The sequence below is a fragment of the Saccharibacillus sp. JS10 genome (assembly GCF_024436065.1).
Lineage (GTDB): Bacteria > Bacillota > Bacilli > Paenibacillales > Paenibacillaceae > Saccharibacillus.
The window spans coordinates 140157-155269 of record NZ_JANFNS010000004.1; the positions used below are offsets into that span (position 1 = coordinate 140157).

Sequence of the window (15113 nt, forward strand, 5' to 3'; positions counted from 1 at the left end):
CCACAGGCTCCTTTATTCTCCTGTTTTTTCGTCTTCTAAGATTCCAATATCGAATGCTGCTGGATCAACAATTTCCTCATCTGAATCTACAGCAAATACTTCAAGATCTTCAGCTGTTAGATCAGCTCCAGAAATCAAATCAGATAAATCTTCTACTAAATAGGCAATATTGTTTTTTGAATTGGGAAGGTAATGAACGATTTCTGCAACTTGATAAGCTTCATCCAGTTTGTAGGTCAAGATGTGGAATTCTTGATAGGAGGACTTGAAGCTTTCCAACTCTTCTTTTACCTTCTCTTCTGCTAAAAACAAAGAAAGTTGTTCAACTCTTTCTTTACCATTTTTTGAAGGAGGTACTACGGGAAACTCTAAAGAATCGTTAATTTTAGAAAGTTCATGCAGATAGGTTCGTTTTTTGCCCGAAGTTTTATGTTCTCCAGGTATCGTAGCCAAAGAAAAAGCATTCTCGTTAAAATAGTTTGCGTTTTTTACAAGAAATAAAATCTTAGACCCTTGATGAACAAATTGCAAGTAGTCCCAAGTCAAACCAGCTTTTGACTTTTTGTAAGTGAACCCGTGATTGGCAGCTTCCTCTGCAATACGGCTTTCTATAAAATTACCCTTTGTCCAAGCAAATGCAGAACTAATTTTCATCACAGCTTTTCGATCTTTTCGATGCTCGATGTACTCACGGTATCCTTCTACAATAGCGTCAACGATCATTTGGCTTTGTTGTGGACTAAAACGGTACTGATCCATACCATCACTCCGATCATAATTAGACTTAAAAGCTAATCATAGTGTAAAGGAAAACTATAATTTTTAAAATGATTTTTTTTGAAATTTTTAAAGTGAGTGCTTAGACTTTTTAGTAATTATGCTTCAATAAAAGGGTATGGGCTTATAAGCAAAGTGAGCAGTAACATATGATTCACAATTGTACGGATGAAGAAAGGAAGTCACATGATGCTCGTTATACTGGCGATTTTACTGCTGCTGATCGCGATCGCCTGCGCGAAATGGGTTCGTCTACCTGCTGTGCCGACAGCAGACGGAGCCGCAGTGATGGCATTCGCGATTTTTACACAAGGCGTTTTTGTTCATTTTGCAGGTAAAGGTTCGGAATGGATCAAGATTTTTACGGTGATCACTCTGTTATTGGGATTGTTTATGCTCAGTGCTTATTTGCGGTCGATCTTTGACGGGAGCTTCAAAAGTCAGCATTGGGACGATCCGATCGGGCGATTTGCGATTGGAACTTGGGTAGCAGGCATAGGGGCGGCTGTGACGACAGCTCATCTTAACTTTCCGGAACTTCATCCTTTTCTAGTCGCGCTCGGAATGTTGAATGTCGGTCTGCTGCTTTTTTATCTGTTCAGCGTATCGCTTGCGGCAGGCGAAATTGCAGGATTAGGACGATTTAAGAAATTGCACGGCATCATTTTGCTGACAACGGTGGCACTGCAATCGGTGTGCTTGATGCTGCACGAGTTGTTCGGAGCGACGGAGTATATGATGTACCGCGTGCTGATTTTGCTCGGTATTTTATTTTATATCGCGGGAACTACTTTACTGATTTTGCGGTATCGCCGTTATGCTTGGGATTTGGCAGACGATTGGCAGGAAAGCAACGGGATCTTGTATGGTGCTGTGGCGATTACCGGAGCGGCTGCGCTTAAATCGTCGGTCTTTCCGAATTTTGTGTTACTGGGGATTTGGACGTTGGCTTTGCTGCTTTTGCTGATTATCGAAGGCATGGAGGTAAAAAGAGCCGTTGTTCGGATTCGCCGTTACGGTTATGCCAAAGGGCTTGGGGTCTATACGCCGTCGCAGTGGTCTAGATTGTTTACGCTAGGAATGTTCTATTTTTTCAGCAGAGAAGCAGGCAAGTTGTTTGGAAAAGATACACCCCGATTTTTTAGTGTCCTTCATGAGTGGATAGTGTTCGGCGGAGCATGGATATTAATTTTTCTTTTTATCGCTCATCTATTGGTATGGGCAGTTCATTTTTTGAGTCATTTGTCCACTGGTAAAAAACATTCTTCTTAAAAATTTTCGTATAAATATACAAAAATCTCTCCAAACGCAGTATGATACAGACAGCAGATGTTGACTTATACAGAAAATGGAGAGATGAACAATGACTCGATTCGAATGTGATTACACCCAAGGCGCTCACCCGCGCATTATGCAAAGACTGTTGGAGACGAATATGGAGCAGACGAGCGGTTACGGTACCGATGAACATTGCGAACGCGCGCGCAACTTGATTCGACACGCTTGCGATCATGATCGTGCTGACGTCCATTTCCTGGTTGGCGGTACGCAGACCAATACGACAGTCATCGCGGCATTGCTACGTCCGCATCAAGGTGTGCTTTCGGCAGATACGGGGCATATCGAGGGGCATGAGACAGGCGCGATCGAGTCGACCGGGCATAAAGTATTAACGCTTCCGCACCAGAATGGCAAAATTACAGCGGAGCAAGTGCGCGAAGCTTACGAAGCGCATCTGAACGATGGAGCGAAAGAACACTGCGTGCAGCCGGGCATGGTCTATATTTCACAGTCAACCGAAAACGGAACGGTCTACAATTTGGCGGAACTTGAAGCATTGAGCGAAGTGTGCCGCGCCTACGGCTTGCCCTTGTTTGTCGATGGGGCAAGACTTGGCTACGCGCTGGCAGCGGAAGGCAGCGACGTAACGCTCGCGGATTTGGCGCGTCTAACCGATGTGTTCTACATTGGCGGTACGAAGCTTGGCGCACTGATGGGCGAAGCAGTCGTGATCATCAACGAAAGCTTAAAACGCGATTTCCGTTATTTGATCAAGCAGCGCGGCGGTTTGTTGGCAAAAGGGCGTCTGCTCGGGATTCAATTCGAAACGCTATTCGAAGACGGGTTGTATTTCGAGATTTCGCGTCATGCCGTCTCGCTAGCGATGAAGCTGCGTAACGGTATCCAAGAGCTTGGTTTCGGATTTTTGCACAACTCGCCAACCAATCAGCAGTTTCCGATTTTGCCGAATGAACTGTTGGAGCCTTTAAAAGCCAAGCATACGTTTACGACTTGGGAAAAAGTGGACCACGATCATACCGCCGTTCGTTTCTGCACAAGTTGGGGAACGACGGAAGAAGAGATTGACGAGCTGATTGGCGATTTGCAGAGTTTGAAAACAGGCGAACGGTTGCCTGCGAATGTTCTTGGCTAGATCGATATTGAACAAGAAAAAGAAGCGGGTTCCAGCGTCTTGATGACGATCGGAACCCGCTTCTTTTTGGTGCTGGATCACGCTTGGAATAAAAATTGGATTGGATTACAACTTCGCGCCGTGCGAAGCGATCACGTTGCGGTACCAGTCGAACGAATCTTTTTTCATCCGCTCCATCGAGCCGTTACCCGCATTGTCGCGATCTACGTAGATCATGCCGTAACGTTTTTTCATTTCGCCAGTCGTGAAGGAGACAATATCGATAATGCCCCACGGCGTGTAACCCATCAGTTCCACGCCGTCGTACAGCACCGCTTGTTTTACCGCTTCGATATGCGAGCGCAAATAGTCGATACGTTGCGGATCATGGATCGAACCGTCTTCTTCTACGGTGTCGACTGCGCCAAATCCGTTTTCTACAATAAACAACGGAATTTGATACCGGTCATAGAAGCGATTCAGCGTATAACGCAGACCGGTCGGATCGATCGCCCAGCCCCAGTCGCTGGATTTGATAAAAGGATTTTCGACGCTTTGCGGCAGCCCGCCGTTGTTGACTTTGCCATCGGTATCAACCGATACTTCGCTGTTGACCGTAGTAGACATATAGTAGCTAAAGCCCAGATAATCGACCGTTCCCCGATTCAAAATATCGGCATCTCCGTCTTCGAACGGAATCGTAATGCCTTCACGCTCAAATTCTTTGAGCGCATAGCTTGGATAGTATCCGCGTACTTGAACATCCGGGAAGAAGTAGCGTTCGCGCATCGATTCTTCGGCAAGCATGACGTCTTCCGGGTTCGACGAATACGGATAGACCGGTACGTGAGACGCCATCGCTCCAATCAAGAAGTCGGGATTGATTTCTTTGCCTTTGATGACAGATAGCGCGCTCGCAAGTAATTCGTGATGTCCCGCTGTATACATGACTTCGCGTGCATTTTCGCCTTCTTCCACGATGACGCCCGAATTCGTCCATAAGAACAGCGGGTTGCGTACATCCATTTTGTTGTTGATTTCGTTGAACGTCATCCAGTATTTCACCTTATGCTGGTAACGCTTGAAGCAAGTCTCGGCAAATTTTACGAAGTAATCGACGACTTTGCGGCTACGGAAACCTCCGTATTGCCGCGCCAAATGCAGCGGCATTTCAAAGTGCGACAATGTGATCACCGGCTCGATCCCGTGCTTGATCAACTCGTCGAACAGATCATCGTAAAATTGCAGCCCGGATTCGTTCGGCTGTTCTTCGTCGCCATTCGGGTAAATACGGCTCCATCCGATCGACGTACGAAGCGCTTTGAGACCCATCTCGGCAAACAGCGCAACGTCTTCTTTGTAACGGTGATAAAAGTCGATCGCTTCATGGTTCGGATAAAATTCGCTTTCTTCCACTTGGTCGGTAATCCGGCGCGGAACGCCGTGTTCGCCAGCTGTCAGGACATCGACGACGCTAGGACCTTTCCCTCCCGCGTTCCAGCCGCCTTCGAATTGGTGAGCGGCAAGTGCGCCGCCCCATAAAAAGCCTTCCGGCATTTGATTTTGAGTTTGTTCGTTAGAGTTGGTCATGACTCAAATTCCTCCTATTAACTCTTGCTGATTGGATTTATATAGATTATGGCTATCTGATCGCTGTCAGAAGTTTCGTACTTAACGTACTCTCGCTAACGGATTCGATCGTCACGTCTTGGTAATCGAAAGCATTCGTAACCAATACAGGAGTGATCGTAGGCATTCCTGCTGCTTGGATCGCGTCTGTATCGAATTCGAGCAATAGATCGCCTTTTCGGAAAGAATCGCCTTCTTGCACATGTAGAGTGAACGGCTCGCCTTTGAGCTTCACCGTATCCATGCCGACATGGACAAAGAGTTCGACGCCTCCGTCCGATTGCAACCCAATAGCGTGCCGGCTTGGCGTCGTGGTCGCGACTACGCCGTCGAACGGTGCATACAACTTGCCTTCTTCGGGTTCAATCGCAACGCCCGGACCCATCGCACCGGTGCTGAACGCTTCATCCGGTACTTCCGACAGCGGCAACACTTTGCCTTTGAGCGGCGACATTACGATCTCGTCTTCAAGCGGAACCGAAGCTTCGGCAATTCCGCTAGCGTCGCTCGAAGAAGTATTGCTGTGCAAGTTTGTTGTTTGCGGAGCAGTCGCTGCTGTGACCCCGCCATTCGCCGCAACGGCACCGCTTTCGGCGTCCCCGCCTGCAAAAGCAGCTGCTTTTTCGGTCGCGTCTTCGCCGTAACCAAAGAACATAACCATCAATACCGGAAGCACGAGCGCAATCGCGCAACCGATCAGAATGCCCCAGACTGACGTTGGATAAGCCTCATTTATCCCGTTCACGATCGTCAGCGGACCCGGGAGCCCGGCATAAGCAAAGTAATACGGGTTGAAAAAGCTTGCGACAATCGCGCCGATTGCACCGGACAGACAGCCGTAAAGCATCGGTTTTTTGAATTTGAGCGTGATGCCGTAGATCGCAGGTTCGGTAATCCCGAACAGACCGGTAATTCCGGCAGACACGCCGACTTTACGCGTTTCTTGCGAACGGGTTTTGATAATAACGCCGAGTACCGCACCGATCTGAGCGATAATCGCAATCGTCTGGTACGCTTGGAACGAATCGCGTCCATATTGTTCGAAGTTGGCGAGTACCATAGGCGTGACGCCCCAGTGTACGCCGAAGATGACGATGACTTGCCAGAATCCGCCGACAATAGCGCCGGCAAGAGCCGGAACGTTTTCAGCCAAGAAGTTGTAGCCGTTGGCGATGCCGTTCGCACCCCATGTCGACAGAGGACCGATTAGTACAATCGTGAGCGGTACCATCAGAACCAGACACAAAAACGGAACGAATAGCGGACGAATCACTTCGTGCATAATCTTGTTCAAGAATTTTTCCAAGTAAGACAAAATCCATACCAAGAACAGCGGAGGCAGTACGGACGACGTATATGTCGTTTCCGTCAACGCAATTCCGATAAAGCGGAAATTTTCTCCGTCCGAGATTCGCGCCGCTATCGCTGCCCAATCCGGCGTTACCAATGCGGCGCAGCTTGCTACAGCGATAAAAGTGTTGGTTTTGAAATGTTTGGATGCCGTAATTGCGATAAAGATCGGCAAGAACGTAAACGGCGCCCAAGAAATAAAGCTGAACACTTCGTATGTGCCGGTTTCGGCAAACGCCGGATAAATCAGATTCGTAACGATCAGCAGACCTTGCAAAATCCCTGCGGCAGCTAATATGTATACAAAAGGAGCAAATACCGCCGACATCGTTGCGATGATTCGGTTCAAAATCGTGCCTTTCGGCGCGTCGTCTCCTGTATTCGCTTCCAGATTGGCAAGCCCGGCAAACGAATCGTACACTTCGCCGACGTGTTGACCGATGACGACTTGGAATTGCCCTCCGTTTTCTACGACCGTGATGACGCCCGGCATAGACGCGACTTGTTCTTTAGCAGCAGGGCTGGTTTCTTTCAATACCAATCGAAGCCGGGTTGCACAACGAGTGGCACTGACGATATTGTCGCTACCGCCGACGGCTTCCAAAATATCTTTTGCCAATTTCGGATAATCTCTTACGCTAGTTGCCAAAATAATCCCTCCTACGATCGCAAACGATCCATCTATAGATTTCAATAATTGTAACGGTATAATTTTATAATAACCAAACAAATATAATTTGAATAGACAATTAAATAAAAAGGTTTAATTTTTTTCGAAAAGCTGTTTTGCTAAAAGACTATGCTATAATTTCGTTAAAATCAGGGGTTTCCCTAGCGAAAAGGAAATGACACCATGCTCAAATACCAGCAAATTGCGGACGAAATCGAACACTATATTGAAGAACGGGAATTGCAGCAAGGGCACAAGCTTCCGGTGCTGGAAGAATGGATCGCGCGTTTTGAAGCCAGCAAAAGTACGCTGACCAAAGCTTTAGAGCTGCTGGAACGCAAAGGCGTGATTTTTCAAGTGCGGGGAAGCGGCATCTTCGTCAGACGACACAAGCGCAAAGGCTATATCAGCTTGACGTCCAATCAAGGCTTCAAAAAAGACTTGGAAGATTTCAAACTCAGCTCGAAAGTATTGGAACTCGATGTTCGCAAACCGACTCGCGAAGCCGCTTCTAATCTGAATGTGAGCGTGGACGACGACGTGTATTACGTAAAGCGGATTCGCTATATTTTCGAGCAGACATTATGTTTGGAAGAATCGTATTTCAATAAATCGATCGTGACGTACCTCAACCGCGAGATTGCCGAAGATTCCGTTTTTCAATATGTAAAAGAAGGTCTGGGTCTGAAAGTCGGATTTTCCGATCAATATATGCACGTCAATAAATTGAACGTAGAAGAAGCGAACTATTTAGGCTTGAAAAAAGACGATCCGAAATTCGTGATGGAAAGTATTTTTTACCTGACGAATGGGCAGCCTTTCGATTTCTCCAGAGTGACGTATAACTATATTCAGTCGCAGTTTTTTATTCAGGCGGGGGAGTAGAAAAAGGAAAAGGCGAAGATGGCTCGGTGAATGGCGCGTAAGATGGGTAAACAAGCTCTGTGGGCTGATTTATAGCCGAAGCGGACAAAACGTAGATACATACAAGTAAAGAGCCGCACTCAATATGCCAAAGGAGTGAGAGCATCATGAAACCCGAAACCAAACGCAAGGTTCATGACCATTCGTCGCCGGAATACCTGAGTAAACTTGACGCTTACTGGCGTGCAGCCAACTATTTATCGGTCGGACAAATTTATTTGAAGCAAAATCCGCTGCTCAGGCGACCGCTTGAAGAATCGGATATCAAAGTGCATCCGATCGGTCACTGGGGCACCGTTCCCGGGCAAAACTTTATTTACGCGCATTTAAACCGTGCTATCGATAAATACGATCTGAATATGTTTTATATCGAAGGCCCCGGGCATGGCGGGCAAGTGATGGTATCGAACGCTTACTTAGACGGCAGTTATACCGAGATCTATCCGCAGATTACGCAAGACGAACAAGGGATGCAGAAGTTGTTCAAACAGTTCTCGTTCCCCGGAGGCGTCGCTTCGCACGCGGCACCGGAAACGCCGGGTTCGATTCATGAAGGCGGGGAACTCGGCTATTCGCTCTCGCACGGCGTCGGAACGATTCTCGATAACCCGGATCTGATCGCGGCAGTCGTGATCGGCGACGGAGAAGCAGAGACGGGTCCGCTTGCGACTTCGTGGTTCTCCAACCGGTTTATCAATCCTATCACGGACGGGGCCGTATTGCCGATTCTGCATCTGAACGGATTCAAGATCAGCAACCCGACGATTATGGGACGGCAAACTGATGAAGAGTTGGAACATTATTTCCGCGGGCTTGGCTGGGAACCGTTATTTATCGAAGGCGACGACCCTACCGTCATGCACCCGAACATGGCAAAAGTCGTGGATACCGCGATCGAAAAAATTGGGCAGATTCAGCGTCATGCCCGCGAACACAACGATCCTTCCCGTCCGACTTGGCCGGTGCTGCTCTTCCGTACGCCAAAAGGATGGACAGGTCCGGAAAAATGGGACGGCAAAACGGTAGAAGGTTCGTTCCGCGCGCACCAAGTGCCGATTCCCGCGGATCGCGAACATATGCAGTACACGCCTGCGCTGACAGAGTGGATGCACAGCTATCGTCCGAATGAACTTTTCGACGAGCAAGGTTCTTTAAATGCGGATATTGCCGAAATTTTACCGCGCCCCGAACGCCGTATGGCAAGCAATCCGGTGACGAACGGCGGCAAACTAATTCAAAACTTGAAGCTACCGAATCTCGCGGATTACACGGTGAAAATCGATAAGCCCGGCGCGCAAGATGCTCAAGATATGGCAGTGCTCGGCGAATATGTCCGCGATGTGATGAAACTGAACGAAGCAGAACGGAATTTCCGTATTTTCGGCCCTGACGAAACGATGTCGAATCGTTTATCCGCCGTCTTCGAAGTCACAAAGCGGCAATGGGTAGCCAGAATCGACGAGGTCAACGACGAAGATATGGCGCACGCAGGACGCGTGATCGATTCGCAATTGTCGGAGCATCAGGCAGAAGGCATGCTGGAAGGGTATGTGCTGAGCGGCAGGCATGGATTTTTCGCCAGTTACGAAGCATTTCTCCGCGTCGTCGATTCGATGATTACCCAGCATTTCAAATGGATGCGTAAAGCGTCCGATCTGCCGTGGCGCGAAGATATTCCGTCACTCAATCTGCTCAGCTCGTCCACCGTATTCCAGCAAGACCATAATGGATATACGCATCAAGACCCTGGCATTTTGACCCATCTCGCCGATAAAAAGCCTGAATTTATTCGGGAGTATCTGCCTGCGGATGCGAATACATTGCTAGCGGTATTTGAAAAAATCGCAAACGACCGTCAACGGATTAATGTCGTCGTCTCGTCCAAACACCCGCGTCCGCAATGGTTTGGAGCCGAAGAAGCGGCAGAGTTGATCGACAAAGGGATGAAGATCGTCGATTGGGCGAGTACGACCAAGCCCGGCGAAGAACCGGATATTGTGATCGCGGCTTCCGGTACCGAACCGACCGTCGAAGCTTTCGCGGCGATTCAGATTTTGCATCAGCAGCTTCCAGAGTTGAAAATTCGTTGCGTGAACGTCGTCGATCTGCTGCGTCTACGTCATCACAAACGTGATCCGCGCGGGCTGACCGACGAGACGTTCGACGCAATGTTCACCGTGGATAAGCCGATCGTATACGCGTTCCACGGGTACGAAGGATTGCTTAAAGATCTATTTTTCGACCGTGCCAATCGTAAACTGTATGCGCATGGTTATCGGGAAAACGGCGATATCACGACTCCGTTCGATATGCGTGTGCTGAATCAAATGGATCGATTTAGTATTGTCAAAACAGCGGTCAGCAGCTTGCCTCATTCCGAACGACACGTCGAAATTTTGCGCGAAATGGATGAAATGCTGGATAAGCATACTCGTTATATTCGCGAAGAAGGTCGCGATTTGCCAGAAGTAACCGAGTGGAAGTGGGAAGGGTTAGAGTAAATGGAGAGAGGTTCTACTTTTAAAAATTTAAAAGTAGAACCTTCTTTTTTATGCTTGTCGTCGTTATAATTTGAAAAATAGAAAATAAAACTAATAAGTGTGTATCAGGCTAAGGAGTGAACATCCATAAAATGAAATCTAAATTCAGATATAACTTGGCGTTAGTGGGGATAATCATGTTAGGCTTGATGATTGCTGGGATTGTACTTTATCAGCATTCCGGGCACGAAACGTATACGCAAGCGACACTCACGTCATTGGAATCCGATTCTTTGACGATTAACAATTATGCACACGATTCGTTAGAGCTGAACATACATAATCAAGTAGATACCGCTGGGCTAGAAGTCGGCGAAAAGTATTTCTTTCTTTACGTGGATCGTATTGGATCGCCGATACAGGTAAAGCGAATAGATCGTTAATGTTCGAACAAAATTAAATTCAAAAAACCGCTATTGCTTTCCAACGATAGGCGGTTTTTTGGTCTTCTATCGCTTACATATGTACATTTGAACAGGATTCCCGAATATTATATGAAAACGCAACCAATTATCCGGGTAGTTTGCTTCTCCACATCTATTTTAAAATAGAAAAAGAAAGCGTATTCGAAGGAGGAACTTCATGTCTACCGAAAATAACTATCCATTTCAACATACATCCCTTCCATTGGAAGAACGCGTAAACGACTTGGTTTCCCGTTTTACCTTGGACGAGAAAGTGGATCTCATGATTCAGTATCAAACGGCGGTCGAGCGTCTTGGCGTCAAGCCGTACAAGCACGGTACAGAAGCGGCTCACGGCATGGCTTGGCTCGGTGAAGCAACGGGTTATCCGCAGCCGATCGGGTTATCGAATATTTGGGACGAAGAACTGTTGGAGCGGATCGGCAGTGCGATTGGCGACGAAGCTCGCGGTTTCTACAAGCGTAATCCTGAGATCAACGGGCTGACACTTTGGGCGCCGACGGTCGATATGGAGCGTGATCCGCGTTGGGGACGTACCGAAGAAGCTTACGGGGAAGATCCGATTTTGGCAGGTAAATTGTCTGCGTCACTCGTGAAAGGGATTCAAGGCGATCACCCGACTTATTTGAAAGCGGTTGCGACGTTGAAGCACTTTATCGCGAACAATAACGAAGTCGGACGCGGCGATGCTTCGGTCAGTATCGATCCGCGCAATATGCGGGAGTATTACCTCAAAGCGTTCGAAATTCCGTTCAAAGAAGGCGGCGCTCAGTCGATGATGACGTCGTATAATGCGGTTAACGGCGTTCCTGCCAACTTGAACCCGGACGTCAATGGTATCGTTAAAGGCGAATGGGGCATGGACGGCTTCGTCGTCAGCGATGCGTTCGACGTATCCGGTACCGTGCGCGATCACGGCTATTTGGAGTCGCATACCGAAGCAGTCGCGCGTTCTGTCAAAGAAGGCGGAATCGATAGCTTGACCGACGACGGCGAGCTGATGAAATCTTCGCTGCGCGAAGCGTTGCAGAACGGGCAAATTACCGAAGACGATCTTGACGTGGCGCTGCGTAATACGTTCCGCGTGCGTTTCCGTCTGGGCGAATTCGATCCCGAAGAAGGCAATCCGTACGCAGCGATCGACGAGTCTGTTATTTTGAAAAAAGAACATGCGGAACTGGCACGCGAAGCCGCGCGCAAAGCGATCGTGCTGCTTAAAAACGATCAAAATCTGCTGCCGCTGCAAGCGGACAAGCTGAATAAAGTCGCAGTGATCGGACCGCTTGGCGATATCGTGTATCGTGACTGGTATAGCGGCGAATTACCGTATGCGATTACGCCGCTTGCCGGGATTCAATCCAAACTGGACTCCGCGGGAAAAGGCGCACAAGCTACTTTTGCGACAGGAACAGATCGAATCAAGCTTAAATCGCAAAAAAACGGCAAATACGTGACGCTTCAGTCGCAAGAAGATTCGCCGCTTGCCGCAAACGCGGAATCGTCTGATCAAGCCGCGATCTTCGACCATACCGATTGGGGCTGGAACAACTCGACGTTGATTGCGGAGAGCAACGGTCGTTATCTGACGACAGACGATCGGATCGTCAAAGCTTCGTCGGACAAGATCTGGGAATGGTTTACGAAAGAAGTCTTTTTGATGCGGGAAGAAGATCGCGAAGTTTCGGGTGCAAAAGGCACCGTAACCTTCTCGACGTGGAAAGATACTCCGGTCACGGTAGGCGCAAACGGCGAGTTACTTGCCGGGGACGGAAGCGCGGAAGAAACATCCAATGAAATCGATGCAGGCGGCACGTCCGCATTGGATCATAGCGCGGCAAAAGTATTGCAAGCCGACGTTTTCGAAGTGGAAAAAGTAACCGATAAATACGAAGCGGCAAAAGAAGCGGCGAAAAACGCCGAAGTTGCGGTCGTATTCGTGGGTAACCATCCGCTTATCAACGGCAAAGAAACTGTCGATCGCCCAGATATCACATTGCCGGAATCGCAAGAACAATTGATCAAAGAAGTGCTGTCCGTCAATCCGAATACGGTCGTTGTCGTGATCGGTAGTTATCCGTATGCGTTGAACTGGGTCGATGAACATGTACCGTCGGTCGTGTATTCGACTCATGCGGGACAAGAAGTGGGTAGAGCGATTGCGGACGTATTGTTCGGAGAAGAAAATCCGGCGGGACGCGTCAGCATGACGTGGTACAAATCGGTCGATCAACTTCCGGAATTTATGGACTACGATATTATCCAAGGCAATCGTACGTATCGGTATTTTGACGGCGAGCCGCTGTATCCATTCGGTTACGGATTATCCTATACGACATTCGATTACCAAGCATTGAAGCTCAATGCGACAAGTATCGAAGGAAGCGAGAATGCGAAGATCAATCTGACGGTGACGGTAAAAAACACAGGCGAAGTGGACGGCGAAGAAGTCGTGCAAGTGTACGGCCGCGTACAGCAATCCCGCGTGAAGCGTCCGCTTAAGCAGCTGCTAGCGTTCCGCCGCGTCAAACTGAGTGCAGGGGAAACGAAAGAAATTCCGTTTAGTATTCCGCTGTCTGAACTTGCGGTCTGGGATGTCACACGCGAACGCTTTGTGATCGAACAAGCTTCGTATACGCTGCTTGCGGGTTCTTCGTCGGCGAATTTGCCACTGGAATCGCCGCTTGACGTATCCGGTGAAAAGATTCCGCCGCGTGACCTGACGCAGTCTACGAAAGCGATCAATTACGATGCTTACGAAGGCGTAATCTTGGACGAATGCGTAGAAGGCGGAAGCGCGATCGAAGTCGTAAACGAATCGGGCTGGATTGCATTCCGCGACGCTGAATTCGGTAGCGGAGTGCAAAATGTTCAAGTTCGCGTCGCGAGCGCTACAGGCGGTTCGATCGAACTTCGTCTCGGGAGTACCGACGGTCAGCTTGTTGGCACGGTTCCCGTGGAAGCTTCCGGGGTGCAACAATGGGCAGATGGATCGGCGTCGCTCAGTGGCGTCGAAGGTCGTCAAGACATCTATATGGTATTGAAAGGTAAAGTTTCTGTGAGCACGTTTGTATTTGGCTAAGTGAAATCAGTCGTGAAAAAAGCTTCTTCCCACCATTTGGCGGGAAGAAGCTTTTTGTCGATCTGACTATATGAATCTAAAATAAAGCCAGACGAAATCTTTGATTATCTCATGTTGCCGATAATCGAAGCTCTCGAATCTTGCATCTTTTTCATGAAGTTTGTCATCACGTCGAAAGCTTCGTTGCGTTTGTTCGACAAAGATTGCAGACGCAGCATATCCATTTGTTGGGTGTTATTCAGTGCGTCGATTTGTTGTTGACGCGCAGCAGCTGTTTCGGTATCGCCGTTAGCTTTAGCCGTTGCCAATTGCGAATTTAAAAGCGCCAATTCAGCGTTTTTGTCTTGAACTTGACTCAGTTGGTTTGCAAGCTGTTGATCCAGTAATTTTGCACGTTCGCTTTGAATCGTCATCAATGCGGTTTCCAGATCCATAGAACGGATGTCAATCGACGAACTTGCCGAAGCCGGAGCAACAACTGCAAATGCAGTCAGAGCCGCGAAAGCCGAAGCAGCGAGCGCTTTTTGGAACTTTTTCATTAAATACCCCTCTTTTCTTGTATCCTGATGTGGGCTTAGCGCCAAAAAGTGCTCGCCAGCTTTCGCCATCTTATATCACGATTCCAAAATAAACAATTTCAAGTTCTGGAATTTAAAATTTATTTTAATACGTACCGTAGCAAGACGGGAGGGGCTTTTTGTTCTATACTGAATCAAGGTTGAAGTAGGGTACAAAAGGAGTCTATATCATGGAAGAAAATCAGCAGATCGATAACATCATTCTTGTGCGTTTTGACGTTGAACATATCCCATATATTAATGATACAAATGAAGCTTTCCCGATCTTTGGACGCTTGATTCCGACTTTTCAGCAAGGTATCTGGACATATACGGAAGAACTTTTTGAAGACACACGTTTTATTTGTTTTCCAGACGATCGGCTAGATTGGGGATCGTATATCAACAACGATCAAAAAGTCATTTTTCTCGCTTTTTACGGGGCTGAATGTATCGGACAAATTCGTCTGGTTCGGGATTGGACGAATTATGCGTATATCGAAAATATCGCTGTACGAGGATCGCACCGTGGACGAGGCGTTAGTGATATGCTGCTAGATCAAGCCGAATCTTGGGCACGCGAGCAAGAATTAATCGGCTTATCGCTAGAAGCACAAGACGATAACCTTGCGGCTTGCCGCTTCTATATCAAGCAAGGCATGAAGCTCGGCGGAGTCGATACCCTGAAGCAAGCTGCGAATGCCGAGATCGACGTTACGCTGTACTTTTATAAAATTTTCGAATAAGAA

At 48.0% G+C, this 15113-nt stretch carries 11 protein-coding genes; 7 read left to right on the top strand and 4 right to left on the bottom strand.

Annotated elements, in window-relative coordinates; genetic code table 11:
• Positions 1–12: 12 nt before the first annotated feature.
• On the bottom strand, positions 13–759 hold the full coding sequence (locus NOM90_RS13495) for a spr1630 family ClpXP-sensitive toxin (RefSeq protein WP_255942600.1): 747 nt from the start codon (positions 757–759) through the stop codon (positions 13–15).
• A gap of 204 nt (positions 760–963) precedes the next feature.
• On the opposite strand from NOM90_RS13495, the gene NOM90_RS13500 reads away from it, so the two are divergent.
• Positions 964–2049, top strand: coding sequence for a hypothetical protein (locus tag NOM90_RS13500; RefSeq protein ID WP_255942601.1), 1086 nt, complete (start codon positions 964–966; stop codon positions 2047–2049).
• Between the two features lie 91 nt (positions 2050–2140).
• Positions 2141–3211 carry a threonine aldolase family protein gene (locus tag NOM90_RS13505; RefSeq protein ID WP_255942602.1) on the top strand — a complete coding sequence of 357 codons (1071 nt, stop codon included), beginning with the start codon at positions 2141–2143 and terminating at the stop codon, positions 3209–3211.
• 105 nt (positions 3212–3316) lie between these two features.
• Here NOM90_RS13505 and bglA read toward each other — a convergent pair whose 3' ends face one another.
• Together bglA and NOM90_RS13515 are read right to left on the bottom strand one after the other, a co-directional pair.
• The gene (gene bglA / locus NOM90_RS13510; protein WP_255943032.1) at positions 3317–4747 is read right to left on the bottom strand and encodes a 6-phospho-beta-glucosidase BglA; all 1431 of its coding nucleotides are present in this window, start codon (positions 4745–4747) and stop codon (positions 3317–3319) included.
• An 85-nt stretch (positions 4748–4832) separates the two neighbouring features.
• A complete protein-coding gene (locus NOM90_RS13515; RefSeq protein WP_255942603.1) occupies positions 4833–6818 on the bottom strand; it encodes a beta-glucoside-specific PTS transporter subunit IIABC in 1986 nt (661 codons plus the stop codon).
• Positions 6819–7022: 204 nt separating this feature from the next.
• Here NOM90_RS13515 and NOM90_RS13520 point away from each other — a divergent pair, with 204 nt between their 5' ends.
• The 4 genes from NOM90_RS13520 (at position 7023) to NOM90_RS13535 (ending at position 13807) form a co-directional block, all read left to right on the top strand.
• Positions 7023–7724, top strand: coding sequence for a GntR family transcriptional regulator (locus tag NOM90_RS13520; protein ID WP_255942604.1), 702 nt, complete (start codon positions 7023–7025; stop codon positions 7722–7724).
• 146 nt (positions 7725–7870) lie between these two features.
• Positions 7871–10264 (top strand): phosphoketolase family protein, encoded by a 2394-nt coding sequence (locus tag NOM90_RS13525; RefSeq protein ID WP_255942605.1) that lies wholly within the window; start codon positions 7871–7873, stop codon positions 10262–10264.
• 131 nt (positions 10265–10395) lie between these two features.
• Positions 10396–10686, top strand: coding sequence for a hypothetical protein (locus NOM90_RS13530; protein ID WP_255942606.1), 291 nt, complete (start codon positions 10396–10398; stop codon positions 10684–10686).
• A gap of 199 nt (positions 10687–10885) precedes the next feature.
• A complete protein-coding gene (locus NOM90_RS13535; RefSeq protein ID WP_255942607.1) occupies positions 10886–13807 on the top strand; it encodes a glycoside hydrolase family 3 C-terminal domain-containing protein in 2922 nt (973 codons plus the stop codon).
• Between the two features lie 104 nt (positions 13808–13911).
• On the opposite strand, the gene NOM90_RS13540 is transcribed toward NOM90_RS13535, so the two are convergent.
• The gene (locus NOM90_RS13540) at positions 13912–14346 is read right to left on the bottom strand and encodes a hypothetical protein (RefSeq protein ID WP_255942608.1); all 435 of its coding nucleotides are present in this window, start codon (positions 14344–14346) and stop codon (positions 13912–13914) included.
• A 209-nt stretch (positions 14347–14555) separates the two neighbouring features.
• On the opposite strand from NOM90_RS13540, the gene NOM90_RS13545 reads away from it, so the two are divergent.
• Positions 14556–15110: a GNAT family N-acetyltransferase gene (locus NOM90_RS13545; RefSeq protein WP_255942609.1), complete on the top strand. Its 555-nt coding sequence runs from the start codon at positions 14556–14558 to the stop codon at positions 15108–15110.
• Positions 15111–15113: the final 3 nt, after the last annotated feature.

Excerpts from the sequence above, each read along its gene's own strand:
- NOM90_RS13495 (WP_255942600.1), bottom strand. The coding sequence starts at position 759 with ATGGATCAGTACCGTTTTAGTCCACAACAAAGCCAAATGATCGTTGAC.
- NOM90_RS13500 (WP_255942601.1), top strand. The coding sequence starts at position 964 with ATGATGCTCGTTATACTGGCGATTTTACTGCTGCTGATCGCGATCGCC.
- NOM90_RS13505 (WP_255942602.1), top strand. The coding sequence starts at position 2,141 with ATGACTCGATTCGAATGTGATTACACCCAAGGCGCTCACCCGCGCATT.
- bglA (WP_255943032.1), bottom strand. The coding sequence starts at position 4,747 with ATGCCGGAAGGCTTTTTATGGGGCGGCGCACTTGCCGCTCACCAATTC.
- NOM90_RS13520 (WP_255942604.1), top strand. The coding sequence starts at position 7,023 with ATGCTCAAATACCAGCAAATTGCGGACGAAATCGAACACTATATTGAA.
- NOM90_RS13525 (WP_255942605.1), top strand. The coding sequence starts at position 7,871 with ATGAAACCCGAAACCAAACGCAAGGTTCATGACCATTCGTCGCCGGAA.
- NOM90_RS13530 (WP_255942606.1), top strand. The coding sequence starts at position 10,396 with ATGAAATCTAAATTCAGATATAACTTGGCGTTAGTGGGGATAATCATG.
- NOM90_RS13535 (WP_255942607.1), top strand. The coding sequence starts at position 10,886 with ATGTCTACCGAAAATAACTATCCATTTCAACATACATCCCTTCCATTG.
- NOM90_RS13540 (WP_255942608.1), bottom strand. The coding sequence starts at position 14,346 with ATGAAAAAGTTCCAAAAAGCGCTCGCTGCTTCGGCTTTCGCGGCTCTG.
- NOM90_RS13545 (WP_255942609.1), top strand. The coding sequence starts at position 14,556 with ATGGAAGAAAATCAGCAGATCGATAACATCATTCTTGTGCGTTTTGAC.